Origin of the sequence: Natronorubrum sediminis (assembly GCF_900108095.1) — an archaeon.
GTDB lineage: Archaea > Halobacteriota > Halobacteria > Halobacteriales > Natrialbaceae > Natronorubrum > Natronorubrum sediminis.
Genome location: NZ_FNWL01000001.1, coordinates 1,351,135 through 1,374,578, shown reverse-complemented (window position 1 = coordinate 1,374,578; position 23,444 = coordinate 1,351,135). Strand labels below are relative to the sequence as shown.

The 23,444-nt window shown below is 63.4% G+C and carries 22 protein-coding genes; 9 read left to right on the top strand and 13 right to left on the bottom strand.

Annotated features, from left to right (window positions below):
- The first annotated feature begins 19 nt into the window (after positions 1 to 19).
- Positions 20 to 646 carry a hypothetical protein gene (locus BLW62_RS06740; protein ID WP_090506459.1) on the top strand — a complete coding sequence of 209 codons (627 nt, stop codon included), beginning with the start codon at positions 20 to 22 and terminating at the stop codon, positions 644 to 646.
- An 18-nt stretch (positions 647 to 664) separates the two neighbouring features.
- Here the strand turns inward: BLW62_RS06740 and BLW62_RS06735 are convergent, their stop codons facing one another.
- The 3 genes from BLW62_RS06735 to BLW62_RS06725 form a co-directional block, all read right to left on the bottom strand.
- Positions 665 to 1,093, bottom strand: coding sequence for a universal stress protein (locus BLW62_RS06735; RefSeq protein WP_090506261.1), 429 nt, complete (start codon positions 1,091 to 1,093; stop codon positions 665 to 667).
- 119 nt (positions 1,094 to 1,212) lie between these two features.
- Positions 1,213 to 2,394, bottom strand: coding sequence for an inorganic phosphate transporter (locus BLW62_RS06730; protein ID WP_090506260.1), 1,182 nt, complete (start codon positions 2,392 to 2,394; stop codon positions 1,213 to 1,215).
- Between the two features lie 128 nt (positions 2,395 to 2,522).
- Positions 2,523 to 4,379: an SLC13 family permease gene (locus BLW62_RS06725; RefSeq protein ID WP_090506259.1), complete on the bottom strand. Its 1,857-nt coding sequence runs from the start codon at positions 4,377 to 4,379 to the stop codon at positions 2,523 to 2,525.
- A 279-nt stretch (positions 4,380 to 4,658) separates the two neighbouring features.
- On the opposite strand from BLW62_RS06725, the gene hisA reads away from it, so the two are divergent.
- Positions 4,659 to 5,390 (top strand): 1-(5-phosphoribosyl)-5-[(5-phosphoribosylamino)methylideneamino]imidazole-4-carboxamide isomerase, encoded by a 732-nt coding sequence (hisA, locus tag BLW62_RS06720; protein WP_090506258.1) that lies wholly within the window; start codon positions 4,659 to 4,661, stop codon positions 5,388 to 5,390.
- Positions 5,391 to 5,953: 563 nt separating this feature from the next.
- Here the strand turns inward: hisA and BLW62_RS06715 are convergent.
- Together BLW62_RS06715 and BLW62_RS06710 are read right to left on the bottom strand one after the other, a co-directional pair.
- A complete protein-coding gene (locus BLW62_RS06715) occupies positions 5,954 to 7,486 on the bottom strand; it encodes a TrkH family potassium uptake protein (protein ID WP_090506257.1) in 1,533 nt (510 codons plus the stop codon).
- 114 nt (positions 7,487 to 7,600) lie between these two features.
- Positions 7,601 to 7,870, bottom strand: coding sequence for a DUF8028 family protein (locus BLW62_RS06710; RefSeq protein ID WP_090506256.1), 270 nt, complete (start codon positions 7,868 to 7,870; stop codon positions 7,601 to 7,603).
- Positions 7,871 to 8,157: 287 nt separating this feature from the next.
- Between BLW62_RS06710 and hisB the strand changes: the two genes are divergently transcribed.
- Positions 8,158 to 8,745, top strand: coding sequence for an imidazoleglycerol-phosphate dehydratase HisB (gene hisB, locus BLW62_RS06705; RefSeq protein WP_090506255.1), 588 nt, complete (start codon positions 8,158 to 8,160; stop codon positions 8,743 to 8,745).
- Between the two features lies 1 nt (position 8,746).
- On the opposite strand, the gene BLW62_RS06700 is transcribed toward hisB, so the two are convergent.
- Complete coding sequence (locus tag BLW62_RS06700; protein ID WP_090506254.1) at positions 8,747 to 9,529, bottom strand: prolipoprotein diacylglyceryl transferase; 783 nt, start codon at positions 9,527 to 9,529, stop codon at positions 8,747 to 8,749.
- 198 nt (positions 9,530 to 9,727) lie between these two features.
- Between BLW62_RS06700 and BLW62_RS06695 the strand changes: the two genes are divergently transcribed.
- Positions 9,728 to 10,231 carry a TrpY family transcription regulator gene (locus BLW62_RS06695; RefSeq protein WP_090506253.1) on the top strand — a complete coding sequence of 168 codons (504 nt, stop codon included), beginning with the start codon at positions 9,728 to 9,730 and terminating at the stop codon, positions 10,229 to 10,231.
- 13 nt (positions 10,232 to 10,244) lie between these two features.
- Here the strand turns inward: BLW62_RS06695 and BLW62_RS06690 are convergent, their stop codons facing one another.
- Positions 10,245 to 10,634: a DUF7522 family protein gene (locus tag BLW62_RS06690; protein ID WP_090506252.1), complete on the bottom strand. Its 390-nt coding sequence runs from the start codon at positions 10,632 to 10,634 to the stop codon at positions 10,245 to 10,247.
- 243 nt (positions 10,635 to 10,877) lie between these two features.
- Between BLW62_RS06690 and BLW62_RS06685 the strand changes: the two genes are divergently transcribed.
- Positions 10,878 to 11,525 carry an IMPACT family protein gene (locus tag BLW62_RS06685; RefSeq protein ID WP_090506458.1) on the top strand — a complete coding sequence of 216 codons (648 nt, stop codon included), beginning with the start codon at positions 10,878 to 10,880 and terminating at the stop codon, positions 11,523 to 11,525.
- A 3-nt stretch (positions 11,526 to 11,528) separates the two neighbouring features.
- Here BLW62_RS06685 and BLW62_RS06680 read toward each other — a convergent pair whose 3' ends face one another.
- The 4 genes from BLW62_RS06680 to BLW62_RS06665 form a co-directional block, all read right to left on the bottom strand.
- Positions 11,529 to 12,419, bottom strand: coding sequence for an MFS transporter (locus BLW62_RS06680; RefSeq protein ID WP_090506251.1), 891 nt, complete (start codon positions 12,417 to 12,419; stop codon positions 11,529 to 11,531).
- A gap of 30 nt (positions 12,420 to 12,449) precedes the next feature.
- Positions 12,450 to 15,167 carry a TRAP transporter permease gene (locus BLW62_RS06675; RefSeq protein ID WP_090506250.1) on the bottom strand — a complete coding sequence of 906 codons (2,718 nt, stop codon included), beginning with the start codon at positions 15,165 to 15,167 and terminating at the stop codon, positions 12,450 to 12,452.
- A gap of 22 nt (positions 15,168 to 15,189) precedes the next feature.
- Entirely contained in the window at positions 15,190 to 15,705 is a 516-nt protein-coding gene (locus BLW62_RS06670) for a DUF1850 domain-containing protein (protein WP_090506457.1), read from the bottom strand.
- A gap of 108 nt (positions 15,706 to 15,813) precedes the next feature.
- Positions 15,814 to 16,806 carry a TAXI family TRAP transporter solute-binding subunit gene (locus tag BLW62_RS06665; protein WP_090506249.1) on the bottom strand — a complete coding sequence of 331 codons (993 nt, stop codon included), beginning with the start codon at positions 16,804 to 16,806 and terminating at the stop codon, positions 15,814 to 15,816.
- A gap of 200 nt (positions 16,807 to 17,006) precedes the next feature.
- Here BLW62_RS06665 and BLW62_RS06660 point away from each other — a divergent pair, with 200 nt between their 5' ends.
- Together BLW62_RS06660 and BLW62_RS06655 are read left to right on the top strand one after the other, a co-directional pair.
- The gene (locus tag BLW62_RS06660; protein ID WP_090506248.1) at positions 17,007 to 19,106 is read left to right on the top strand and encodes a S9 family peptidase; all 2,100 of its coding nucleotides are present in this window, start codon (positions 17,007 to 17,009) and stop codon (positions 19,104 to 19,106) included.
- Between the two features lie 209 nt (positions 19,107 to 19,315).
- A complete protein-coding gene (locus BLW62_RS06655) occupies positions 19,316 to 19,522 on the top strand; it encodes a YgaP family membrane protein (protein WP_090506247.1) in 207 nt (68 codons plus the stop codon).
- Positions 19,523 to 19,567: 45 nt separating this feature from the next.
- Here the strand turns inward: BLW62_RS06655 and BLW62_RS06650 are convergent, their stop codons facing one another.
- Both BLW62_RS06650 and upp read right to left on the bottom strand, forming a co-directional pair.
- Positions 19,568 to 19,945, bottom strand: a complete 378-nt coding sequence (locus BLW62_RS06650) for a cupin domain-containing protein (RefSeq protein WP_090506246.1) — start codon at positions 19,943 to 19,945, stop codon at positions 19,568 to 19,570.
- Between the two features lie 68 nt (positions 19,946 to 20,013).
- Complete coding sequence (gene upp, locus BLW62_RS06645; RefSeq protein WP_090506245.1) at positions 20,014 to 20,691, bottom strand: uracil phosphoribosyltransferase; 678 nt, start codon at positions 20,689 to 20,691, stop codon at positions 20,014 to 20,016.
- Positions 20,692 to 20,910: 219 nt separating this feature from the next.
- Between upp and BLW62_RS06640 the strand changes: the two genes are divergently transcribed.
- Both BLW62_RS06640 and BLW62_RS06635 read left to right on the top strand, forming a co-directional pair.
- On the top strand, positions 20,911 to 21,633 hold the full coding sequence (locus BLW62_RS06640) for a DUF5828 family protein (RefSeq protein ID WP_090506244.1): 723 nt from the start codon (positions 20,911 to 20,913) through the stop codon (positions 21,631 to 21,633).
- Between the two features lie 290 nt (positions 21,634 to 21,923).
- Positions 21,924 to 23,117: an inorganic phosphate transporter gene (locus tag BLW62_RS06635; RefSeq protein WP_090506243.1), complete on the top strand. Its 1,194-nt coding sequence runs from the start codon at positions 21,924 to 21,926 to the stop codon at positions 23,115 to 23,117.
- Positions 23,118 to 23,444: the final 327 nt, after the last annotated feature.

Sequence of the window (23,444 nt, the reverse complement as noted above, 5' to 3'; positions counted from 1 at the left end):
CTCCAGGAGGACGATGGCGATGAACCCGGTTCGCGTCGACGCGGTCGTCGACCTCGCGTACGGGGCGTTGATCGTCCTCTCGATCGTCCTGATCGCAACGGTCGAGACGAACGTCGGAATCGCGTTCGGTGTCGGTGTGTTCGCCTCCTACGTCGTTCACGTCGTCTGGAAGATGGCTCGGTTCGATCCCGACTGGATGACGCAGGCGGTTGAACAGACCGTCGAGGAGCAAGTCGAAGCGGTTCAGACGCAGGTCGAAAAAACGGTCGAAGAGCAAGTCGAAGGCGTTCAGTCGCAGGTCGAGGAAACGGTCGAAGAACAAGTTGAAGACGTCCAGACACAAGTCGAAGAAACGGTCGAAGAGCAAGTTGAAGACGTCCAGACACAAGTCGAAGAAACGGTCGAAGAGCAGGTCGAAGGCGTCCAGACACAAGTCGAAGAAACGGTCGAAGAGCAGGTCGAAGGCGTCCAGACACAAGTCGAGGAGGTCGTCGAGGCGTCGGTCGAGGAAACGGTCGAAAGACAGGTCGAAGCGGTCCAGACGCAGGTCGAAGACGTCAAAGAACGCGTCGAACGCCGCCCTCGAGAGTCTGAGATCGAGGAGATCGTCGAGGAGTCGGTCGGGGACGACGCTGACGAGGAGTGAACGACTGCGGCCGTCGGTTTAGCGAACGATCACGACCGGAACGGGCGCTCGCTTCGACACCGTCTCGGCGACGTTGCCGACCAGAAACCGGCGCGTCGCGCGATCCCAGTCGGAGCCGTGACTGCCGATGACGATCGTCTCGTAGTCCTCGGCACGGTCGATGATGTTCCGGGCCGGATGACCGACGCCGACGGCCGTTTCTATCTCGCGATCCCGGTCGTCGGCAATCGCCTGTGTTCGCTCGAACACCGACTCGGCGCGTTCGGCGGCCGCCTCCTCGAGGTCGTCCTCGAGGGTTAGTCCAACTGCATCACCCATCATCATCGACGGGACGCCGACGACGTGGAGGACGGTGACCTCGGCGTCGGGGTAGTTGTCGAGTGCGTACTCGAGGGCTCGACCGGCGTGTTCGGAATCGTCGACGGGAACGAGGATCGTCGAAAGCATACGGGTTGGTACGATGTCCAGCGCCTAAATCCCTCGTCGGACGGAGTGCTGTAACGATTTGCGGGCACGATCGCAAAACGGATCGCCGTTGAACCGACACCGACTGCCAGCAGTCCGTTTCAGGCGACGCCCGGAAGGAGCGTAAAGAATCCGTAGGCCAGTATCGTCGACATCGACGGGCCGATGATCCACATCGAGAGGTACTTGATCACGGCTCGCGGGTTGAACAGGTCGCCGGCGTCGAGCACTTCCTCGGGCTCTTCCTCACCGATCGGTGGTGATGGTTCGCCTTCCATCTCCTCGGCCGTGATCGCTCCCGGAACGATTTCTCGCTCCGTGATCTCGCTGTCGCGGGTGACCGCCTCGCGGACGGTGATCGGTCGGGTCGCCCGGCCCCAGCCGATGCCGACGATGGTCATCACCGTCGCCATCACGAGGCTGATCGGAATCCCGATATACGAGAGCGCGGTCGTGATCGACGACGCCGTCACCATGACGAACAGCGCCGCGAGAAGCGGGATGTCGCTCAGTTCGCCCCCGACCGATTCCATCGTTCGCCGGGCGATGGTGAACCCGCCGAGGCCGATGGCGAGCGTGGCGATGACGACCGCGGTGTTGACCTCGAGTCCCGCTTCGCCGACCAGCGGCGCAGCGGCGTTCGGGACGTTGCTCGCACCGGCGCTGAACGCCATGTAACAGCCGACGGCGAACACGACGGCCGTGGTCCCAATCTCCGATCGCGTCGTGTTCGGACCAAGCGCCACCGTCGGAATCGGGCCCCGTCGCTCGAGAGTCAGCAGTGGTCCCTCCGTCTTTTCGATCGTCACCCGCTGATTGATCGCCGGATAGATGTATCGGCCGATGATTCCGCCGATCCAGAAGCCGATAATCGGCGTGACGATCCACCAGGAGATGATCTCGGTGATCGTCGCGTAGTTCAACGTGCCAGTTGCCAACCCGAGTCCGGCGATTGCGCCGACGGTGGTCATCGACGTCGGGACGGGGACGCCGAAGATATTGGCCACGAGGATCCCCAATCCGATGAAAAAGAGCACGGCGACGCCGGCGGACAACGTGAGGTCGATCGTAATAATGCCCTCGCTGAGCGTTTCCATGACGTTCTGCCCGACGCTGATCCCGCCGAGAAAGACGAACACGGTCATGATCGCTGCCGCCGCCGTCTTCGTGACGATCCCGGCACCGACGGCGGGGCCCCACGTGATGCCCGTCGACGAGCCACCGATATTGAAGCCAACGAAAATCGACGCAACGACTCCAACCAGGAGAAGCGTTTCGACCATCTACGAATTATACGTGTGTATTGCTGAAATATCTACTGGAGCGACAACGTTGGTTATATTGACCTTTCCTGTAACTTATTAAATCAAAGGTAGGGTATCTTTTCCAACGCTTCGGCCCGACCACTGCCTCACACACCCCAAAAGACCGAGATGCCGAGGACGGTCACGATCGACAACAGCAACTGTAGCGGTGCGCCGACGCGGAAGTAATCGCTGAAGCGGTAGCCCCCCGGTCCGTAGACGAACAGGTTCGTCTGATAGCCGATCGGCCCGAGAAAGGCCGTGCTGGCGGCGAACGTGACCGCGAGGACGAACGCGAAGGGATTCGCGCCGATACCCGCCGCCGCGGCCGCGGCGACCGGGATCAAGAGGACGACGCTCGCGTTGTTGCTGATCAGTTCCGTGATCAGCCCCGTTACGATGTAAAACAGCCACAGGACCACGATCGTCGGCAGGAAGCCGGCCGTCTCGACCACGAGGAAAGCGAGGTAGGCGGCCGCACCCGACTGCTCGAGGGCGATTCCGAGCGGGATCACGCCCGCCAACAGGAAGATAATGTCCCACTCGACGGCGTCGTACATCTCGTTTGGCTCGAGGACGCCCGTGACGACCATCGCGACGACGCCGGCGAGCGCCGAGAGCAGGATTGGATAGATCTCGAGGGCGGCGACGGCGACGACGCCGATCATGATGGCGATGGCGATCGGCGCTTTGGCGGCCCGATAGTCGGGTTGGGGCGGTTCGCGAGCAACGATCACGTCGTCGCGTCTCGAGAGTCGATCCAGCGTGTCGGAGGGGGCCTGTACGAGCAGCGTGTCACCGACGTCGAGTCGCCGGCCGACGATTCGGTCGCCGATTAGTTCGCCGTGGCGACGAAGTCCGAGGACGGCAGCGCCGAACTCCTCGCGAAACGCTTCGGGGTCCAGTCGTTCGCCGACGAGTCGGGAGTCGAGCGAGACGACCAGTTCGGTGATACTGCCGTCGCCTCCTTCGGGTGAGAGCTCTGCGGTCGACGCCGGCCGTCCAACAAGTTCGACACCGAATGCGTCCTCGAGCATCGTGATCGCGTCTCGATCCGTCCGGACGACGAGAATGTCGCCTTCGCCGAGTTGCGTGTCGCGTCCGGGGGCGACCGACCGATCGCCGTCGCGGACGACCTGTACGATATCGATTTCGGGACCGAGCTTGTTGGTCGCGTTCCCGACCGTCGACCCGGCGAGTGGCGAGCCTGCCACGACGGCCACGTCGGCGAGGTAGTCGCCGACCTCGTAGGACTCGAGATAGTCCGCCTGTGGCGGCACGCGCTCGGGGATGAGGTAGTGACCGACGAAGATCAGGTACAGCGAGCCGACGACGACGACGATGGCACCCAACTGCGTGAATTCGAACATCGAGAACTGGTGGAGTTCGGCGTAGTCCTCCCCGAGGCGGCCGCTGATATCGCTTGCGAGGATGTTCGTGGACGTGCCGATGAGCGTGAGCATGCCGCCGACCTGCGAGGCGTAGGACAGCGGAATGAGGAGCTTCGAGGGCGACGTGTTTCCGCGGTTCGCGACGTCGGAGACGACCGGCACCAACAGCGCGACGACCGGCGTATTGTTGAGAAACCCGGAGACGGGCCCGCTCGCGAGAGTGGTCGCGAACAGCTGTTTCCGGAGGTTGTCGCCCGCGAACCCGGCCATTCGCCGGCCGACCTCTTGGACGACACCCGTTCGGGCGACGCCGCCACTGAGGATGAGCATCGCGAGCACCGTAATCGTCGCGTCGTTGGCGAAGCCGGAAATGCCGGTGCTCGGGTCGATCCCCGTCCAGGGCTCGAGGACGACGAGGATCACGATCAACAAGATCGCGGTGACGTCGATCGGCAGTCGCTCGGTGACGAAGAGGACGAGTGCCAGCCCAACGACGCCGAAGACGACGAGCATGTCACTCGTCAGGTCTGGCTGGGTGGTCGCTTCCTGAGCGAGGAAAACCGCTGACGACATTCGATTGTGTCGATCCTCGACGGCCCGACCTGTAGTCTCTCTGCACGAACGCCAGACTGTTCGGGTTCTGTAGACGTCGCTTCCTACTCGAGTCAGGCGCACTCCCGACGCTGTGCTTTCGGTGCTACCCGGAGTCCGTCTCTCGCTCTCTCAGCCAGTCGGTGTGGGCGTCTCTTGGTTCGGTGAGTACGGCTTTCCCTGCCCTATCTGTTTCAACCACGACTGACGACGTCGGCGGCTTCCGGAGGCTTTAGGCGCGCCCCCGCCTTCCGCCCCCTCATGAGCACGTTTCCGGCGTTCGAAGTCCTTCCCGCCGTCGATTTGCAGGACGGCGAGGTCGTCCAGCTCGTCCAAGGTGAACGCGGCACCGAGAAGACCTATGGCGACCCCGTCGAGGCAGCCCACCGCTGGATCGACGCGGGGGCGAACTCGCTGCACCTCGTCGACCTCGACGGTGCGTTCGACGGCGAGCGAGGGAACGCCGACGCCATCGACGCCGTCCTCGAGGCCGTCGACGTGCCGACCCAACTGGGCGGGGGAATCCGCACGGCCGCGGACGCCATCGACCTGCTCGAGCGCGGCGTCGACCGCGTTATCCTCGGCACTGCGGCGGTCGAGAACCCCGATATCGTCGCCGAAATCAGCGAGACCCATCCCGACAGCGTCGTCGTCAGTCTGGACGCGAAAGACGGTGAAGTCGTCGTCGAGGGCTGGACCGAAGGAGCCGGTATCTCACCCGTCGAGGCCGCCGAGCGATACGAGGACCTGGGTGCTGCGGCGATTTTGTTCACGAACGTCGACGTGGAGGGCCGACTCGAGGGCGTGGCAACCGAACCGGTCAGAGAACTGGTCGAGGCGACCGGCGTTCCGATCATTGCCAGCGGCGGCGTCGCGACGCTCGAGGACGTCCGGGCACTCGAGGCGGCTGGAGCTTCGGCTGTGGTCGTCGGCAGCGCGCTGTACGAAGGGAACTTCACACTCGAGGACGCCCAAAACGCGGTTGGCGAGTAACTTTTAGAGCCGACTGTTCCGTTTTACTGTCGATTCACGTGTTCTCGAGGTCGATTTACGTGTTTCAAAGCCAATTCTATGCGTTCTCGAGGACGACTTTTCCGTTTCGAGGACGACTCGAGAGCGATTATCCGCTGTTGCTGGCGGCAATGATTTCCACAACCTCCCCAGCCGATTTCTTCTCACGGGCGCTTCGCGCCCGTTTGAATGGTTCGCGGAATCTCCGGTTCCGCGCTAACGCTCGTTACACTCGCTCATCCCTCGCACGGGATTCTCAGCCGGCCTCACTCTCGCTCGGACGGCTGACAGCGCGCGCCACGTCGATGCACCGGCCGGGCACACGGTTTGGCCGGGAGCACGGCTCGAGCAACACGAGAGCCGCGCTCCTCGGGGAAGGGCAGGCGCTTTACCGGTACTCTCCGCGAGTGAGTCCGAAGGACGAACGAGCGGGCCGACGACTGACGTGGAGGCCGCAAAGCGGCCGGAACGGAAGGAGGAGTGCTTTTAATCGAATTTTTGCCGAGGGTGCGCCTTTGGCGCACCCGCAGCGCAAAACTTCGTTTCTACGACTTCCAGAAGGCCGGCGTCAGGAGCACGAGCACGGGGATGATCTCGATGCGGCCGATCCACATCATGACGATCATGATGGTTCGCGTGGTGACGGGGAAGCCGGCGTAGTTGTCCATCGGGCCGGCCATCCCGAACGCGGGGCCGATGTTGAGGAAGATCGATCCCGACGCGCTGATCGCTTCGAATTCGGTGACAGTGGGGTCGCTAAAGCGGGCCGCGTCGACGACGACGACGACCGTCAACAGGAAGAAGATGACGAGCACCAGCAGGATGTAGGCGTAGATGTCGCGGATGGTGTCTTCGTCGACGACGGTGTCGCCGAGTCGAATCGGGCGGACGGCTTCCGGGTGAACCGAGAGGAAGAGATTCCGTCGGAACGCCTTGAGCGTCACCAGCCATCGCAGGGACTTGATCGAACAGGTCGTCGACCCGGCCATCCCCCCGATGAACATGCTGAAAAAGAGGATGAACGTCGCCCCGGAGGGCCACTCGCCGAAATCGGCGGAGGCGTAGCCCGTCGTCGTCACCAGCGAGACGACGTTGAACAGGCCGTGTCTGATCGTCTCCTCGAGACTGCCATCGATCGTCGGGTCGACCCAGAGGACGGCCGCGACGAGTGCGCTAAACCCGACGAGGATGCCGACGTAGAAGCGAAACTCTTCGGACTGGAACGGGTGACTGAACTCGCCTTGCGTGATGTAATAGAGCAAGACGAAGTTGGTCGCCCCGAGGATCATGAAGGGCATGATGGCCCACTGGACGGCGGGCGAGAACGCGGCGATGCTCTCCGGTTCGGGTGAAAAGCCGGCCGTCGCGACGCTGGTCATCGCGTGGGAGACGGCGTTGAAGAGGTCCATGTTGCCGTCGAATCCGAGGAGGTACAGGGCGTAGAACGTCGCCGCGGCGAGGACGGTGAGGCCGACGTACAGCCCCCAGATGAGCCGTGCGGTTTCATCGAGGTGTGGGCGGAGTTTGCGGACGTTACGGGTCTGGGTCTCGGTCTCCATCAACTGGGCACCACCGACCATCAGGTTCGAGAGGAGGCCGATGGCGACGACCAGGATTCCGAGGCCGCCGAGCCACTGGATCAACTGCCGCCAGAGCAAGATCGCGCGAGACTGATTCTCGAAGTCCCACCCGCTCATCACGGTTGCCCCGGTTGTCGTGAGGCCGCTCGTGCTCTCGAAGAGGGCGTTGACGAGGCCGCCGACGGATGCCGAAAACGCGGATGCTGTGGGGGCGCCGACGCCGACGAGGGCGAACGGAATCGCGCCGATAACGGCGACGCTGAGCCACGTCAATGCAACCATCAAAAACGCCTCTCGCTGTCTCAGTTCGCGTTCCTCGCTCAGGTGCTCGAGGCCGAGTCCGACGACGACCGTGGCGGCGACAGCGGCGGCGAAGGGAAGCGTGCTATCGCCGTCGAATACAGCCAGTAAGAGTGGGACGGATAGCGGGACGGCGAGCCACTTCAACACCGTTCCGGTGAGGCTGCAACTCGAGCGCCAGTCGACACGAATCCCCATCGAGTGACTGTGACTGTGAGTGGCGGGACATTAATCGGTTCGGAACGAAGCGAGGGGCCGTCTTGGTTCTGTGGTCGGCTACAGGCGGTGTGAGTGACTCGAGTTGGCTCGCGGTCAGCGTTTGTATCCGTGGCCGACGTAGAGGGCGAGGACGTTGGCTGCGAGCAAGACGAGGAACAACAGGGTCGCCTGTGGTGAGCCGAGTCCCTGCGCGAGAAGTGGCAGGTGGGCGAACGGAAGGGCAATTGCACCCCAAAACGACACGAACTGTACCGGGAGTTTGACCGAGTCGACGAGCGAGCGCCGAGGGTGGTCGTGACGGTCTGATTCGGGGCTGGACGGGTTGATCGAGTCGTTCGAGAGGGGGGTGGAGGAGTTGGACATCAGGGGGTCACCGTTTCGTAGCTCTGACTTTCACTGAAACCATCATATAAGTAGTCGAACCTTGGGGTTGTTTCGGGTCGTTTTAGTCGAGAAAGTGTACCAATACGCGTGGGGATTATCGGCTTAAAATCGGCTAAAACTTTTAGAACGCTTTTTCAGGCCGTGGATTGCCGGCTGGACTGTCCAGTTACATTTGTCCAGAGTAGGTGCCGATAATCCGATCCTACCATTATTTTGACAGTCACTGAACGCAATCGCCTTGTACCGGCGGGCACATCGATGTGGATATGAGCGAGCGAACGGCAACCGTCACGCGCGAGACCGCCGAGACGTCGATCGAGTGTACCCTGTCGGTCGACGGCGACGGTGACGCGGACGTCGACACGGGAATCGGCTTTTTCGACCACATGCTGACGTCGTTCGCCAAACACGGCCTCTTCGACCTCGCCCTCGAGTGCGACGGCGACCTCGAGATCGACGATCACCACACCGTCGAGGACGTCGCGATCGTAATCGGTGAGGCGTTAGATGGCGCACTCGAGGACAGGTCCGGCATTGTTCGGTACGCAGACCGGCAGGTCCCACTGGACGAAGCCGTCGCCGGTGTCGTCGTCGACGTGAGCGGGCGGCCGCGCTGGTACTTCGACGGCGAGTTCTCGCAGGCCCAGATCGGCGGGTTCACGAGCGACATGGCGCGTCACTTCGGCGAGTCGCTGGCGATGAATGCGGGGCTCACCGTCCACGCGGAGGTCTCGGGTGAAAACGCGCACCACGAGGTCGAGGCGTTGTTCAAAGCGCTCGCGCGGTCGCTCGACGATGCGACGCGAGTCGACGAGCGACGGACGGGAACGCCCAGTACGAAAGGAACGCTCTGAGCTACTCGCGTTGCAGTGTTCCGTCCGATTCGACGAACTCGCCCGTCTCGAGCGCGTAGTCGACGATCGCTTCGACTTCGTCTCCCTCGAGATCGTACGCACCGGCAGCCAGGTTTTCGACGGTCGTCCGTTTCATCGGGAACTCGCGGTTTTGCAGCAGTCGAATAACCTTCCCGTAGGCTGCAGGCGGTTTCCTCGCCGATTTCGACTGCTGTAATGGTTGTGTGTCGACTGGTGTCTTGTCGCTCGAGTCGGCTGGTGTGTCATCACTCGAGTTGGCCGCTGCGTCGTCGCTCGTCTCGATCGCGGGAGCCGCCGCCTCGTCGCCGGTCGCGTCGACTGCGTCTGTGGATTCGACCTCGTCGAAGGTGATGCCATCTCGGTGTGATGACTCGAGTTCGGCGGTCGATGCGTGTCTCTCGTCGTCGGATTCGTCGGATTCGTCGGATCCAACGGTGTCCGTTCGGTCATCTACGTGGGGAGCGTCACTCGACTCTGCCGTCGTCTCTCGTCCCTGTCGTGTCGCTGAGTCGGCATTCGACGTGGTGGCGGGATCGTGGTCTGGGGCCGCGGTGGTTTCTTCGGTGCTCGAGGCGGTCGCCGCCTCGCCGAGACCGGCGCGGGTGAGGAGCGGTTCGAGGAGTTCCTCGAGCGTCGGCTTACAGCCAGCACAGAGCACGACGCGCCGTTGTTCGCTTTCTGTCGGCTCGAGTTCGGGTGGCAGGACTTCGAACGTGCCGGCGGCGTCGCCACCACAGAAGTCACAGGTCCGGAGTTCTCGCATGCGCTTTGGTAGTTGCTGGACCGTCAAAAATCGCCCGTCAGACGACGGACACGTCAGTGCCGGCGAGAGTCGTCGAGCGTGTGATCCGTCCGGACAGTGGCGGTCCCATGGTGGGATTTTTGTGACTATTGTGGCTCGAGGACGCACTGGCGTCGAACACCGACCATTATAGCCCGGCGCGCATTGAGATGAGAACGAATGTTCGACGAAATCATGGAAAAGTTCGAGGGATCGCCGAGCCAGCAGGCGGTTATTCGCTTGCTCTTAGAGCGCGGATTCTCCGTCAACGACGACGGCCGCGTCGTCTCGGGCGGCATCGAGATCCCGAACACGGGAATCGCGCGCGAAATCGGCGTCGACCGTCGCGTCGTCGACTCGACGACGGACGTCATCCTCGAGGATCCGGAACTGCGTCGGATCTTCCAAAACATCTCGCAGGTGCCGAGTCTCATGGACCTTGCACCCGTTCTCGACCTGACGGTGCTCGCGATCGCCGTCGACGACGCCGACCAGAAAGGGATCGTCGCGCAGGTGACGGGGACGCTCGCCGAACACGATATCTCGATTCGCCAGACGATCAGCGAGGATCCGGAGTTTACCGACGAACCACAGCTCTACTTGGTCACCGACCAAGAACTCCCGGGCGACGTGTTCACCGCGATTCGCGAACTCGAGTTCGTTCGGAAGATCGAAATTCAGTGAGCGGTCGGCTGTTTTACTCGGTGTCGTCGAACTCGTCGAGGACCGTCTCGAGTGCGCTCGTCAGTTCCTCGAATCGATTCATCGACATGGAATCGGTCGTCACCCAGACGCCGTGTTCGCCGCGGATCACCCGCGAGAGGTAGCCATTTTCGAACATTCGGATCGTGGCTTCGTACGCCCCGAGTTGCGTATTTCGGTACGCCGACTGGGAGCGAAAGCCCAGTCGCTCGTGGTCTGCGAAGCCGACCAGATCGGCGGTTTGATCGAGATCCGAACGGAGATAGAGCTGGTCGACGTCGTCTTCGGTGAAGTACGTGATACTTCGCAGTTCGTCGCCGACTGCCGTTCGACAAACGCTCTCGAGTTCTTCGGCGAGTGTCTGGTCAATGGTATCGTTGGTCATAGACACATGGACGATAGAGGGGTGTAAGAACGTGATGGTCGGCCACTTCGATTGCCACCCCCTCGAGACGGTGGAGTGAGGGCCGAGACCGACGCCGTTCGGTCGGCCGTCGAGAACTGACGCCGCTCGGACCGACGCGCTCTTTTCGCGGGCGGGTGTACGCATCACCATGTGTGAGCGGTGGAACCGAAGACGCTGGCGATGGTCGAGACGGCGGGGGCGAAACGCGGAAGGTGGCCGTCCGTGAGCCGAACGTACCTGACCGTTTCCGAGCCTGCGACCGCCGAGTTCGTCGTGCAGGGGTCCGAGTTTCTCGGCCACGTTCGGCCCGTCGACTCGGTCGCCGCCGCCGAATCGTTCGTCGAGACCGTCAGCGAGGAGTACGCCGACGCGACCCACAACGTCCCCGCGTATCGCGTCCGCGTCGGTGGCGACGCCGGGCGAAGTGACGAGGACTCGAGCGACGTCGCAGACAGCGGCTTTCTTCGCGAGTACTCGAGCGACGACGGCGAGCCCTCCGGCTCTGCGGGGAAGCCGGCGCTGAACGTCCTCACCCAGCGAGAGATCGAAAACTGTGCGGTCGTCGTCACGCGCTACTACGGCGGGACGAATCTCGGCGTTGGCGGACTCGTCCGGGCGTATTCCCGCGCAGTCAAGGACGCCGTCGACGCGGCGGGCGTCGTCGAAGAACGACCCCACGAAACGGTCTCGATCGGCGTCGCGTACGACGACTCGGGAACCGTTCGGAGCATCCTCGAGAGCGAAGGCTACGAGTTCGACGCGGAGTACCAGGAGGCCGTCGCGTTCGACGTTCGCGTGCCACTCGAGGCGGCCGAGGGGTTCCGCGATCGACTTCGAAGCGCGACCAGCGGCCGCGTCGACCTCGAGTGAGGGTCACCGACCGTCGCTCGGTTCGGTTCCACTCGCTAGGCGTTTGTCGACTGCGTCGAGAAACGCGTCCGGGTCCGCGAGTTCGTCGCGATCGAATCGCACGTCGCGAAGCCCGGAATCGAGGACGAGTTCACCGCCGCGGAGGCGGACGTGGTCGACGTCGTCCCACGCGACGAAGCCCTTCGTGTACGGCCGTCGCCTGACGAGTCCGCCGTCGTAGCACTGTACTTCACACCGTTCTCGTCCGGGACCGAACGACCAGCGTCCCTCGACGAGACAGCTGACAGCCCAGAAGCCGGCGATGGTGAGCCAGCCGAGTCCCGCGAGCCAGTTGCCGACGGCGGCGTTGCCGACCGCGAGCACCGCCCACATGATCGCGATGACGATATCGGCGGCCGGCGTGCCGACGGGCTCCCACTCCCACGTTCGGTCGGGACTGCCGGGGGTCATCGCGTCGACGTAGCGGTTTCCGGCGAGTTGTGAGAGGGCGTACCCCGTCGCAAACACGAGCAACGCGATGACGAGCGTGACGTGATTCGCAGGCGTGTCGAACGGTGCGAACCACGTCCCGAGAAACACGAGCGCCGGGAGCGCGAGCGCGACGCGGCGAACGGCCGACCGACCGAGTCGAATCGGCAGGCGCTGATCGACTCGAGCGAGGAGGATGCCGCCGAGTGCACCGGCGACGAACCCGCCCGCGCTCGTGGACTCGAGGCTGGCTGGCCAGCCGTCGATCGCTCCGGCGAGTATCGTGGCGAGACCGGCGAGGAGGACGCCACCGTAGACGCCGCTTGCGACCTGAAACACTCTATCTGGTCGTTCGGGCGTCCGATCGATACTCCCGGCGGAATCGGGGGCGTTGTGGGCGGCCACGATCACCTTGTTCTCTGCCATCTTACAAAAGTTTGAACGACGCCGGCCGTGTCAGGCGTCACTCACCGTCGGCGTCGACACGGTGGACTCGGCCGACTCACCTTCGTCCGCTCGAGCCCGGTTGCGATAGGTGAGGCCGGCGAGCAGAACGAGGCCGATGACGCGAAGCGGGAAGGTGATCACGAAGATGGTCAGGTGCGAGGGGATACCGAGGAGGGTGAGGAGTAACTCGACGACGAGCAGGGATAGTTCCGGCACCATGAGCAGGATCGACGCGACCGAGTACAGCGCCCGGTCGACGGTGTCGACGCGCGTGTACTGGTAGCCGATGATCGTGACGGCGAGGGCGTAGACGCCGAGGAACATCCCGAGCACCGGGATCATCACGTCGGGGACGAAGAAGCCGAGGTCGGCGACGTCTGCCCAGCCGATCATCCCCCAGCCGTCCTCTCCTTCGCGCAGGAGGAGGATTCCCGGCGAAAAGACGAACGCGAACGGCACGAGCACCTTGTTGAGCGAGAGCAAGAACGCAGTCACTGCCGTCGCCATCTCGTCGGCTTTAGCGACCCCCGCGCCGGCGAAGGCGGCGACGGCGACCGGCGGGGTCACGTCCGCCATCAGCCCGAAGTAGAGGATGAAGAGGTGCGCCGCCAGGAGTCCGATTCCGGCTTCGACGAGCGGTGTCTCGAGCATCGCGACCAGGATGATGTACATCGCGGTCGTCGGCATCCCCATCCCGAAGATGATCGACGCGACGCCGGTCAGGACGAGCAAGAGCAACATCGACCCCCCGCTGACGCTCTCGATGAGCGACGCGAGATTCGGCCCGAGTCCGGAGACGCTGATGACGCCCGGAACCACGCCCGCCGCGGCGACGGCGATGACCACCGTCGTCGCGGTACGCGCGCCGGAGTCCATCGACTTCAACACGAAGGTACCGAACTGGTAGGCCCTGCTCGAGGCCATACTCGGTCGGCCAATCGCCTTCGCGGTGCGCTCGGCCGAGCTGTCGACGGCGTCGTCGAAGTCGAGCAGCGGCGCGTCGGCGAGCGGCCGAGCCAGTACGAACGCGACGCTAACGAGGATCGTGATCACGCCGAGGTCAGACACCGCGGCGGAGACGGCGGCACCGATGGCATAGGGCTCGGCGGCGCTCTCGAGGCCCGCGAAGACCTGTCCCGCGTCGACCAATCCGCCGCCGACGGTCGCGTACGCACCGACCTGTGCGAGAGCAATCGCGACGATCGTCGTGAGCAACGGAATTCCCGTCCGTTCGTCGTAAGCGGCGACGAGCGCGATGACGGCGATGACGGCGACGATCGTCAACCAGCCGGCGCGGTTGACCGAGAGGCGAGCGATCACGAGGTAATACAGGAGGAGCAAGACGGGAATGAGGTAGAACCAGCCGGTTCGTAACGCGTCGGACGCGTCCGGAAGCTTCGACCGCGGGAGGCCACCGACTCCGCTCTTGACGGCCTCGAAGTGGACCATCACCCACATGCCGAAGAAGAAGGCGATCGCTGGAAGCGTGGCGGCGATGATCACCTCGTCGAAGGGAGTGCCCGTGAACTCCATGATCAGGAAGGCGGCCGCACCCATCACCGGCGGGAGCATCTGGCCGCCCGAGGAGGCCGACGACTCGACGGCCCCGGAGAACTCGGGTGAGTACCCCGAGCGCTTCATCAGCGGAATCGTGAACGCGCCGGTCGTCACCGTGTTCGCGATCGACGACCCCGAAAGCATTCCCATGAAGCCACTCGAGACGGTGCTCGCTTTCGCCGGGCCGCCCTTTCGGGTTCCCGTCAGCGAGTACGCGAGATCGATGAACCACTTGCCAGCGCCGCTCATCTCGAGGAACGCGCCGAAGAGGATGAAGATGAAGATGAACCGGACGCTGACGCTGACGGGCGTGCTCATGACGCCCGCTTCCGTGGTGAACCAGAGGTTGTAGACGATGTTCCCCCAGGTTTCGGGCGTAATTGCGAGCGGACCGAGCAGCGAGTCTCGCGGGATGAAGTGGCCCCACCGCGCGTAGACGATGAACGACGCCACGAGCGACATGAGGAGCACGCCGAGGGTCCGTCGTGTCGCCTCGAGCACTAACAGGAGGCCGAGTGCCCCAATTACGAAGCCGAACGGCACCTCGTCGAGCGGGATCCCGAGCGTGGCGACGGCCATCACGACTGGCTCGAGCCACGGATAGATCTCGTGCAGCGCGTCGACGTCGCCGATACCGACGATCGCCATATCCTGTCGTTGGTCGTAGTTGGTGACGATGAAGTGCGCGGGAAGTATCGAGAGGACGATACAGACGACGTCGATGGGCGTCACGCGACTCATCGACGGGTCGACGAACACCCAACGCACGGCGTCACCGAGTCGAGTGACGAGTCTCTCGAGCGTCGAATCCGGTCCAGTTCGACGACTGACGGCGGGTTCGATTCGGCCGAGAGAGCGGGCGACGAAGCCCTCGCCGCGACTGGCCGGAAAGAGGAGAAATGCCAGGACCAGCGCGAACGTCACGTGGACCGTGTATATCTGTAGGGGCTCGAGCGATCCCAGTTCGATTTCGCCGACCAGTGGCAGTGTCGCGCCGAAGTAATAACTGCGGGCGGCGATCCACATCTGGAACGCCGAAAACGAGATGCCGATCAGGGCGACGAGCGCGGCCGCGAGTCCGCTGAGCGTTCGACGCCGTTGAACTTCCTGGAGCAGTTCGTCCTGTTCGTCCTCAGAGAGTGCGTTTTCGTCGTGGTGATCTTCGCTCATAGTGGCAGTAGGGAGCGCGTCGCTATCGCTCGTGGTCGACGGTCGTTTCGAGCGCGTCTCGCAGCGTTCGGTCGGTCACCGAGAGCGTGACGGTCCGTCCGTCAGATCGCTCCACCAGATCGTACCGTTCGGCCCCGACGACCAGTTCGTGGCCGGCGATCGATCCCGGTGTGACGCGCAGTTCCTCGGTCGATTCGTCGCTCTCGCGGACGTACCCCTCGTCGGTTCGCTCGATATCGTCGGTGGGGAGGCCCGCGCCGAACGACTGAAAGACCATCCGATCCATCCGGAGCACGTCTCCATCGACGACGTAGACGTCTTCGACGGGCGTCTTTTCGACGCTGTGGGTGTACGAAAGGGTTAGTTCTTCTCCGTCGTCGACCGGAATCTCGAGGAGGGCGTCACCGTCGGCGGCGTCGGCGACGATCAGGGTTCGGTCGGCCGACGCGCTCGTCGCGACGGCCCCAATCGTCCCGATAGCCGTGGCTCCAGTGGCCGCGGTAAGGGCGAGCGCGCGTCGACGGGTCAGTCGAACCACGATAGAGAGTGGGTGAAGTGAGTCGGTCGGTGAGTCGATCAACCAGCGACTCGAGTTCGACAGAAACGCGAGTCGGCGGTAGGCGTCGACCTCGATCGGCCGTCGCTATCAGTCGAAGTACGCTCCAGCGCCGGGGTGGAAGTCGATCGGAATGGCGTCCTGCGCCGATTCTGCGTCGATGTACTCTTCTTTCTGGGTGACGTCGTCCGTGTTCTCGAAGATGGCCTCGGTCACTTCCTCGACGATTTCGTCGTCGACGCCTTCGTGAGTGGCGATCATCGCCTCGACCGACACGGTCTGTACGTCGTCGTCGGCTCCCTCGTAGGTACCACCGGGGATCTCGTCCTCGGAGAACCACTCGGCTTCGTCCATCAAGTCCGCCCGAATGTCTTCGGGAACCTCGACCAACGTGATGTCCGTCGTCTCTGCAAGTTCGTCGACCGCGCCGACTGGCCAGCCGCCGACGATGACGGCGGCGTCGATGCCCCCGTCTCGGATCTGGTCGGCCGCCGTGGCGAAGTCTCCGGTCTGCTCGTCGGCCTCGACGCCCGCCGTTTCGAGGATCTGCTGGGCGTTGACCTCGGTCCCACTCCCCTCGTCGCCCACGTTGACCGTCGCGCCGTCGAGGTCTTCGATCGATTCGACGTCGGCGTCGGCATCCGCGACGATGTGGATTGTTTCGGGGTACAACGAGCCGACGGCGCGAAGGCTCGTCATCTCGTCGTCGATTTCGTCGATCCCGACGCCGTTGTACGCGAAGTAGCCGACGTCGTTTTGAATCAGGGCGAAGTCGGACTCGCCGCGCTCGAGGCGACCGACGTTCTCGACGCTCGCTCCGGTAGATTGCACCTGCAACCCGTGTGACGTCTGCGACTCGATGATACTCTTGAAGTCACCCGACAGCGGGTAGTAGGTCCCACTCTGTCCACCGGCGTCCCACTCGAGAATTTCGCCTCCGTCCGGATCTGGCTCGCCGATTTCGTCGTCGTCATCGTCGTCGTCGTCCGGTTCGGCATCTTCGCCGATACAGCCGGCGGTCGCTGCGAGTCCCAAGGCACCACTCGCTGCGACGAATCGTCGTCGTGGTATTTTCTTCTGCATGACAACCAAACGCACCTTATTATAGAACTTATACTTACTCATTTGAGGTAATGAGTGAAAAATATAATTTCTAATTACAGTAACTGAATCTGTTGTTTCGTCACTCATCGTTTACTCGAGGAGTCGAATTTGTCGGGTATCGCCCCCACGACAGCCGAAGCCGAACCAGATATAGGGTCGGCGACGGTGTCATTGTGGTAATGCGAACGATACGAGCAGCCGATTATCACGAACTCGCACACGTAGCCGACCCGCAACTCTCTCCCGACGACGAGCGTGTCGCGTTCGTTCGTCGCACGGCCGAGGACGACGAATCCGACGTAGCGACGATTCACGTCGTCCCGGTCGGCGGCGACGGGCACACCCAGTTCACCGCGAGCGACGGCGTCGACAGCCAGCCCCGCTGGAGCCCCGACGGCGACTGGCTCGCGTTCGCCAGCACCCGCGGTGAGACCGACCGCCAGCAACTCTGGGTCGTCCCGACCGACGGCGGCGAAGCCCGACGCCTCACGTCCGTCGTCGGAGGAATTGCGGACCTCGAGTGGAGTCCGGACGGCTCCCGATTGTGCTTCACCCAACGGGTCACGGAAGCCGACTGTGAAGCGAACCGAGACACCGCGGTCGATCCCGAGTACGAGCCAGCGGAGCCGGATCCGCGCGTGATCGATCGGCCGATCTACCGCGCCGGAACCGAGTATCACGATGGGAACCGAAGCCACGTCTACGTCGTCGACGTCGCTGTGGCTCTCGAGACGGCCGACGAACCCGACGACGACGCGATTACGCGACTCACCGACGGCTGGGAGACCGACTACGTCTCCCCCACCTGGGGCAATTCCGAGACGATCTACTACGCCGCCAAGACGGGGCCGGAACCGGACGATTCGCTCACCTACGACCTCTCCGAACACCGACTCGAGGGCGACGAGGCGAACGAGTCCGACGCCGTCGAGGTGTTCACGCAGACGACGGGCTGGGTCACGTCGCTCGAGGCGACCGAGGACGGCCGAGTCGCCTTCGAGTACACTCCAGAGGACCGCGCTTCGATGCGCCAGACCGACGTTCGTGTCCACGACCGCGAGAGCGGTGACGAGTGGACGCCGACGGCCCCGCTCGACCGCACAGTCGGCAGTCGCTGTTCGTTCGAGTGGGCTCCCGACGGCGAGGCCGTGTACGTCTCGACGCCGGACGAAGGCTCGCGGGTTCTCTGGTCGATCCCGGCGGACGAGAGCGCCGAACCCGCGCTGGTGTACGGTGACGGCGTCGACATCGACGGCTTCTCGGTGGGATCGAACGCCGTCGCGTACACCTACAGCGAGTGGGATCACCCGGGCGACGTGTTCGTCACCACCCGCGGCGGCAACGAGTGCCACCGGCTGACTCGAGTCAACGACGACTATCTGGCCGATCGAGCAGTCCGGCAACCGGAGGAGGTGTGGTTCACGGTTGAGGGCGACGAGGACACACACCGGATTCAGGGCTGGCTCCTCACTCCGCCAGAATTCGACGCGGACGCCACCGACGAAACGTACCCGCTCGCGGTGGAGATCCACGGCGGACCCCACGCACAGTGGACGACCGCGGGGACGATGTGGCACGAGTTCCAGACCCTCGCGGCACGGGGGTACGTCGTCTTCTGGTGTAACCCGCGTGGCTCGACGGGGTACGGCGAGGATCACGCGATGGCGATCGAGCGCGACTGGGGGTCGATCACCCTGACCGACGTCCTTGCAGGCGTCGAGACCGCCTGCGAGCGCGAGTACGTCGACGACGAGCAGGTGTTCCTCACGGGCGGGAGCTTCGGCGGCTTCATGACCGCGTGGGCGGTCACCCAGACGGACCGCTTTCGCGCCGCCGTCTCCCAGCGTGGCGTCTACGACCTCACCAGTTTCTACGGCTCGACGGACGCGTTCAAGCTGATCGAGGGCGACTTCGGGGTGACTCCGTGGGACGACCCCGCCTTCCTCTGGGAGCAGTCTCCAGCGGCCCACGTGCCGAACGTCGACACGCCGACGCTCGTGGTGCACTCGGATTTGGACTATCGCACGCCCGCCAACACGGCCGAACTGTTCTACCTCGGACTGAAGAAACACGGCGTCGACACCCGCCTCGTTCGCTACCCGCGAGAGGGTCACGAACTCTCTCGGTCGGGCGAACCGGCTCACATCGTTGACCGCCTCGAGCGTATCGCCCGCTGGTTCGACGGCTACTCGAGTTCTCACGACGCTCCGCCTGCCCTCGAGCGTGACCGAGACGCGGGACTCTCGAGTCGCGACGGAGAGTCAGCGAGCGACCACTGAATAGTCACTCGAATGCCACGAAGGCACCGTTTCGACTGGACCGACGGCCGATGGGACGCCCCTTTTCGGGGGAATGAGCTGTCTCGAACCGAAATGAAGGGGTTCATCCCCGGCTGCCGGGCGACGAGCGATTTCGCCTCGAGTTCCGCACTCGGCTGGAGTCGACAAGCAGAAAAACGCCTACGGTGCTCGCTCACATTCGCTCGAGTATGGATCGAAACGTTGGCGGGATGGATCGGATTCTTCGGATCGTCCTCGGAGTCGCGTTGCTCGCGTTCGGCTACCGAAATCGCGATCGGACGACGGGCACGCTCGCCTTCATCGCCGGAAGCGATATTTTCGCGACGGCCGTTATCCAGCGCTGTCCTGTGAACGCCCTCCTCGGTATCGACACGTGCGGGTCAGAATCCTCGTGATGGGTGCTCTCTGACCCGAGTGGCCGTTCGGATCGAGTCGGGGATTTACTCGTCGGGATCGTAGTGAACGGCGTCGCCGTCGACGGGCGGAGCGCCGATGGCGATCACTTCGACGGTCGACTCCGCGTCTGCGGGGTTGTACGCCCGGTGTGGTGCTTTGGGACGGGCCGAAAATAGCGATCCCTCGGGGACCGTAAACTCCCCTTCTGGCGTCTCGACGCGCAGCGTCCCCGAACAGACGAAAAACGCCTCCTCCTGGGTTTCGTGGTAGTGATACGCCAGCGGTACCTGTTCTCCCGGCTCCGCGCGAAATCGGTTGATCGCGACGTGCTCGAGTCCGGTCGGTTCGCTCACCCGGCGCATGTCACAGGGTCGGTCCGCGACTGGCTCGAGGTCGTCTGGATCCACGTGCGTGTATTCCATGTGAGAGACTGTTCACCAGCCAGCAAAAATCCGGCGGCGAGGGTCAACGATGTCGATTCGTCGGAACCTCAGGTCGTCCGGAAGGCTCGGTCGCCAGCGTCGCCCAGTCCGGGGACGATGAAGCCGTCGTCGTCGAGGTAGTCGTCGATCGAGACCGTCAGCAAGTCGGCTTCGGGGCACTCCTCGTCGACGCGGAGCAGCCCCTCGGGAGCCGAGACCGCCGAGAGGACGATCAGGTTCTCCGGATCGGGCGAGTTCTCGATGACGTGCTCGAGGACGGTACACATCGTACTACCCGTCGCGAGCATCGGGTCTGCGACGATCACGGTGTCTTCCTCGTGAATTTCTGGGAGCTTGACGTAGTCGACCGTAATCGGAAACGAACCGTCTTCGTCGCGTCCAGCCTCTTCGTCGCGACTGGCGCTGATGACGCCCTGTCGTGCGCGGGGGAACGCCTTCAACAGCCCCTCGACGAACGGCGTCGCCGCGCGGAGCACGTTGATGATGACGACGTCGTCGAGCCCGCGGACGCGCTCGCCCATCGTGGGCTCGAGGGGCGTCTCGATCTCGACGTACTCGGTTTCCATGCGACCGTCGATGATCTCGTAGCCACAGATGCGGCCGAGTTTGACGAGTCCTTTCCGGAAGCTTACCTGCTCGGTTTCGACGTCGCGAAGCCGCGAGAGCGTGTCTTTCGCCAGTGCGTGGGTAACGAGATACGCGTTGTCCCGGTCTTCGATGGGCATATCTCTACAGCCTGTCGCCGGATAGTTCACAGTATCGATCACCCGCGAACGCAATGTGATCGACGCGTCCACCGTTTCGGACCGTCTCGAAACCGATTTCGACCTCTATCGTCCCTGGTACCGCCTCCGGTATTGACCCTACTCGGTGTCGTCGCCGCGAGTACCGGGGGTCGCAGCACGGAAGTTTATAGCCGTCCATCGCTTAGCCCTCGCCAGCCGATGGAAGAGAGCATCTCGGGATTCAAAGTCCGCGGTGATTGGGGCGACGTCGTCGAGCACGGCGAACGCATCACGCGCGCGCTTCGCGATTCCGGTGTCCACGACCCGAAAACCGACTCCCACGCACGATTCACTCGCGCGTTCGAAGAGTGGGACGAGTGGCGTCCGAAAGCCCACGAAACCCTCGAGGCGGACGTCAGCGAGAAGACCTCAGAGCAAGCGAGCATCGAGGAGGGAAAGGGCGAAAGAGCGGGCAAGGAGCCCGACGAGGACATCAAAACGGCCGGTGAGAAACTCTCCGAATCCTACGAACGACTCGAGCACGACGACGCGGAGGCGGCGATGGGAAACTGGCGCGAATCGATCGATTACGTCGCTCGAGCGGCCGACTCCGCCGGGCGGAAGGCGTTTCGTCGCGTCGAGGATACGGTGTACCAGAACGTGATGACGCAACTCGCACCGTATTACTTCGACAACGAACTCGTCAGCGCGAACATCCAGCAGTCGGCCAGAGGCGTCGACAACGGCGAGCAGTTCGTCTTCGAGGTCAACGTCAACGACGACGTGCTCAAAGACGACGTCTCCGAGCGACTCGCCGAGTACGAGGACGAGGTCGACCGCTGGCACGTCGAAGTCGAGAAAGACACAGGCGCCGCCGAAGCGATCGAAGGCGCTGAAACACCGCCCGATCCCGAAGACAACTCGAAGTCGACGACGAACTGACGATCGTCGGCTCACTCACTGACAGGGATCGCAACCGATGGTAACTCGAGCACTCCGATTTCCACGAGACCAGCGCTCACGACCGAGGCCAGCGCACACAACCGAGACCGACGCTCACGACCGAGGCCAGCGCACACAACCGAGACCGACACTCACGACCGAAATTGATGTTCACGAACGGTGACGACGACGCGAGCGTGTCGATGACAGACGCACCCACTGAACGGCACAGTCTCCGATTCGATACAGGTCGGCACACACTTGTAGGGCTAGCTGGAAGGTCGCCATAGATGGTCGAGTTCGTGACGGTCGCGACGTTTCTGGTGGCCGCACTCGCTAGCCTCTTTATGGCCTGGTCGATCGGTGCGGGCTCGAGCGGATCGACGCCGTTCGCTCCGGCGGTCGGGGCGAACGCGATTTCGGTGATGCGAGCCGGATTTCTCGTCGGTATTCTGGGTTTTGCCGGTGCGGTGTTACAGGGTGCGAACGTCTCCGAGACGATGGGCGGGGACTTGATCGGCGGCGTGACGCTGTCGCCGATGGCGGCGACGATTGCGCTCATCATCGCGGCGACGCTGGTCGCAACCGGCGTCTTCCTTGGCTATCCCATCGCGACGGCGTTCACGTCGACCGGTGCCGTCATCGGTGCCGGACTCGCGATGGGCGGGACGCCGGCGTGGGGGACGTACACCGAAATCGCCGCGATGTGGATCTTGACGCCGTTCGTCGGCAGCTTCTTCGCGTACGTGATCGCTCGAGCGCTGCGCGAGGAGCCGATTCCCGAACGGTACGTAATTATCGGTCTCGCGGGCGTCGTCGGGCTGTTGATCGCGAATATCGAGTTCGCCATCCTCGGCCCGCCGGACGGCGGTGCGTCGCTCGCCGAAACTGCAAGCGCTCTGCTCCCCGGATCGGTGCTTGCGGGGGTCGTCGCGGGCTCTCTCGCGATGGTCATCCTCTGGATGGTTCCGACCGCACTCGCCGTTCGAAACGATCCGGCGCGCGCCCAACGACGGTTTCTCCTCGTGATGGGCGGCCTCGTCGCCTTCTCGGCCGGCGGGAGTCAGGTCGGTCTCGCGATCGGACCGTTGATTCCGATGTCGGGTGACGTCGGGCTTCCGATCACCGCCTTGCTGGTCGGTGGCGGCGTCGGGCTGTTGATCGGCTCGTGGACCGGCGCTCCGCGGATGATCAAAGCGATCTCGCAGGATTACTCTTCGCTCGGGCCGCGGCGATCGATCGCCGCGTTGATTCCGTCCTTCGCTATCGCACAGGCCGCGGTGCTCTTTGGCATCCCCGTCTCGTTCAACGAAATCGTCGTCAGTTCGATCATCGGAAGTGGCTACGCGGCGGCCGGTGCCGGCGGTGGTGGGGTGAGCGCTCGGAAGATGGGACTCACCGTTCTCGCGTGGGTCCTCTCGCTGGTCGGTTCGATCATCATCGCCTACGGCGGCTACGTCCTCATCGACCTGATCCGCTTTTGACACCGCCCGTGTACTGTCACTGATTTCCCATATCAGATTCCAACGCGTTGGGAATCGTGAGGGGGTTGATTCTTCCCGAATCGAATGTACTACACGTCGCGTCCCACCACGCGACAGTAGCGCACGGCACACCAACCAACCATCATGCCCTGTGATCCGACCGCGAAGGTCGGTCAGCCCTACCGAGCATCTCTCTCTGCGGTTTTTTCGACCCCTTTCTGGAGTGAGACATCCGTCAGTTCGGTCACGAACCAACACCGGATCCCGTGAGCGTCTGCTCTAGACGCTCGAGCGAACCACAGTCACCGCGAGGTCCGGATTCTCGAG

Excerpts from the sequence above, each read along its gene's own strand:
- BLW62_RS06740 (WP_090506459.1), top strand. The coding sequence starts at position 20 with ATGAACCCGGTTCGCGTCGACGCGGTCGTCGACCTCGCGTACGGGGCG.
- BLW62_RS06735 (WP_090506261.1), bottom strand. The coding sequence starts at position 1,093 with ATGCTTTCGACGATCCTCGTTCCCGTCGACGATTCCGAACACGCCGGT.
- BLW62_RS06730 (WP_090506260.1), bottom strand. The coding sequence starts at position 2,394 with ATGGTCGAAACGCTTCTCCTGGTTGGAGTCGTTGCGTCGATTTTCGTT.
- BLW62_RS06725 (WP_090506259.1), bottom strand. The coding sequence starts at position 4,379 with ATGTCGTCAGCGGTTTTCCTCGCTCAGGAAGCGACCACCCAGCCAGAC.
- hisA (WP_090506258.1), top strand. The coding sequence starts at position 4,659 with ATGAGCACGTTTCCGGCGTTCGAAGTCCTTCCCGCCGTCGATTTGCAG.
- BLW62_RS06715 (WP_090506257.1), bottom strand. The coding sequence starts at position 7,486 with ATGGGGATTCGTGTCGACTGGCGCTCGAGTTGCAGCCTCACCGGAACG.
- BLW62_RS06710 (WP_090506256.1), bottom strand. The coding sequence starts at position 7,870 with ATGTCCAACTCCTCCACCCCCCTCTCGAACGACTCGATCAACCCGTCC.
- hisB (WP_090506255.1), top strand. The coding sequence starts at position 8,158 with ATGAGCGAGCGAACGGCAACCGTCACGCGCGAGACCGCCGAGACGTCG.
- BLW62_RS06700 (WP_090506254.1), bottom strand. The coding sequence starts at position 9,529 with ATGCGAGAACTCCGGACCTGTGACTTCTGTGGTGGCGACGCCGCCGGC.
- BLW62_RS06695 (WP_090506253.1), top strand. The coding sequence starts at position 9,728 with ATGTTCGACGAAATCATGGAAAAGTTCGAGGGATCGCCGAGCCAGCAG.
- BLW62_RS06690 (WP_090506252.1), bottom strand. The coding sequence starts at position 10,634 with ATGACCAACGATACCATTGACCAGACACTCGCCGAAGAACTCGAGAGC.
- BLW62_RS06680 (WP_090506251.1), bottom strand. The coding sequence starts at position 12,419 with ATGGCAGAGAACAAGGTGATCGTGGCCGCCCACAACGCCCCCGATTCC.
- BLW62_RS06675 (WP_090506250.1), bottom strand. The coding sequence starts at position 15,167 with ATGAGCGAAGATCACCACGACGAAAACGCACTCTCTGAGGACGAACAG.
- BLW62_RS06665 (WP_090506249.1), bottom strand. The coding sequence starts at position 16,806 with ATGCAGAAGAAAATACCACGACGACGATTCGTCGCAGCGAGTGGTGCC.
- BLW62_RS06660 (WP_090506248.1), top strand. The coding sequence starts at position 17,007 with ATGCGAACGATACGAGCAGCCGATTATCACGAACTCGCACACGTAGCC.
- BLW62_RS06655 (WP_090506247.1), top strand. The coding sequence starts at position 19,316 with ATGGATCGAAACGTTGGCGGGATGGATCGGATTCTTCGGATCGTCCTC.
- BLW62_RS06650 (WP_090506246.1), bottom strand. The coding sequence starts at position 19,945 with ATGGAATACACGCACGTGGATCCAGACGACCTCGAGCCAGTCGCGGAC.
- upp (WP_090506245.1), bottom strand. The coding sequence starts at position 20,691 with ATGCCCATCGAAGACCGGGACAACGCGTATCTCGTTACCCACGCACTG.
- BLW62_RS06640 (WP_090506244.1), top strand. The coding sequence starts at position 20,911 with ATGGAAGAGAGCATCTCGGGATTCAAAGTCCGCGGTGATTGGGGCGAC.
- BLW62_RS06635 (WP_090506243.1), top strand. The coding sequence starts at position 21,924 with ATGGTCGAGTTCGTGACGGTCGCGACGTTTCTGGTGGCCGCACTCGCT.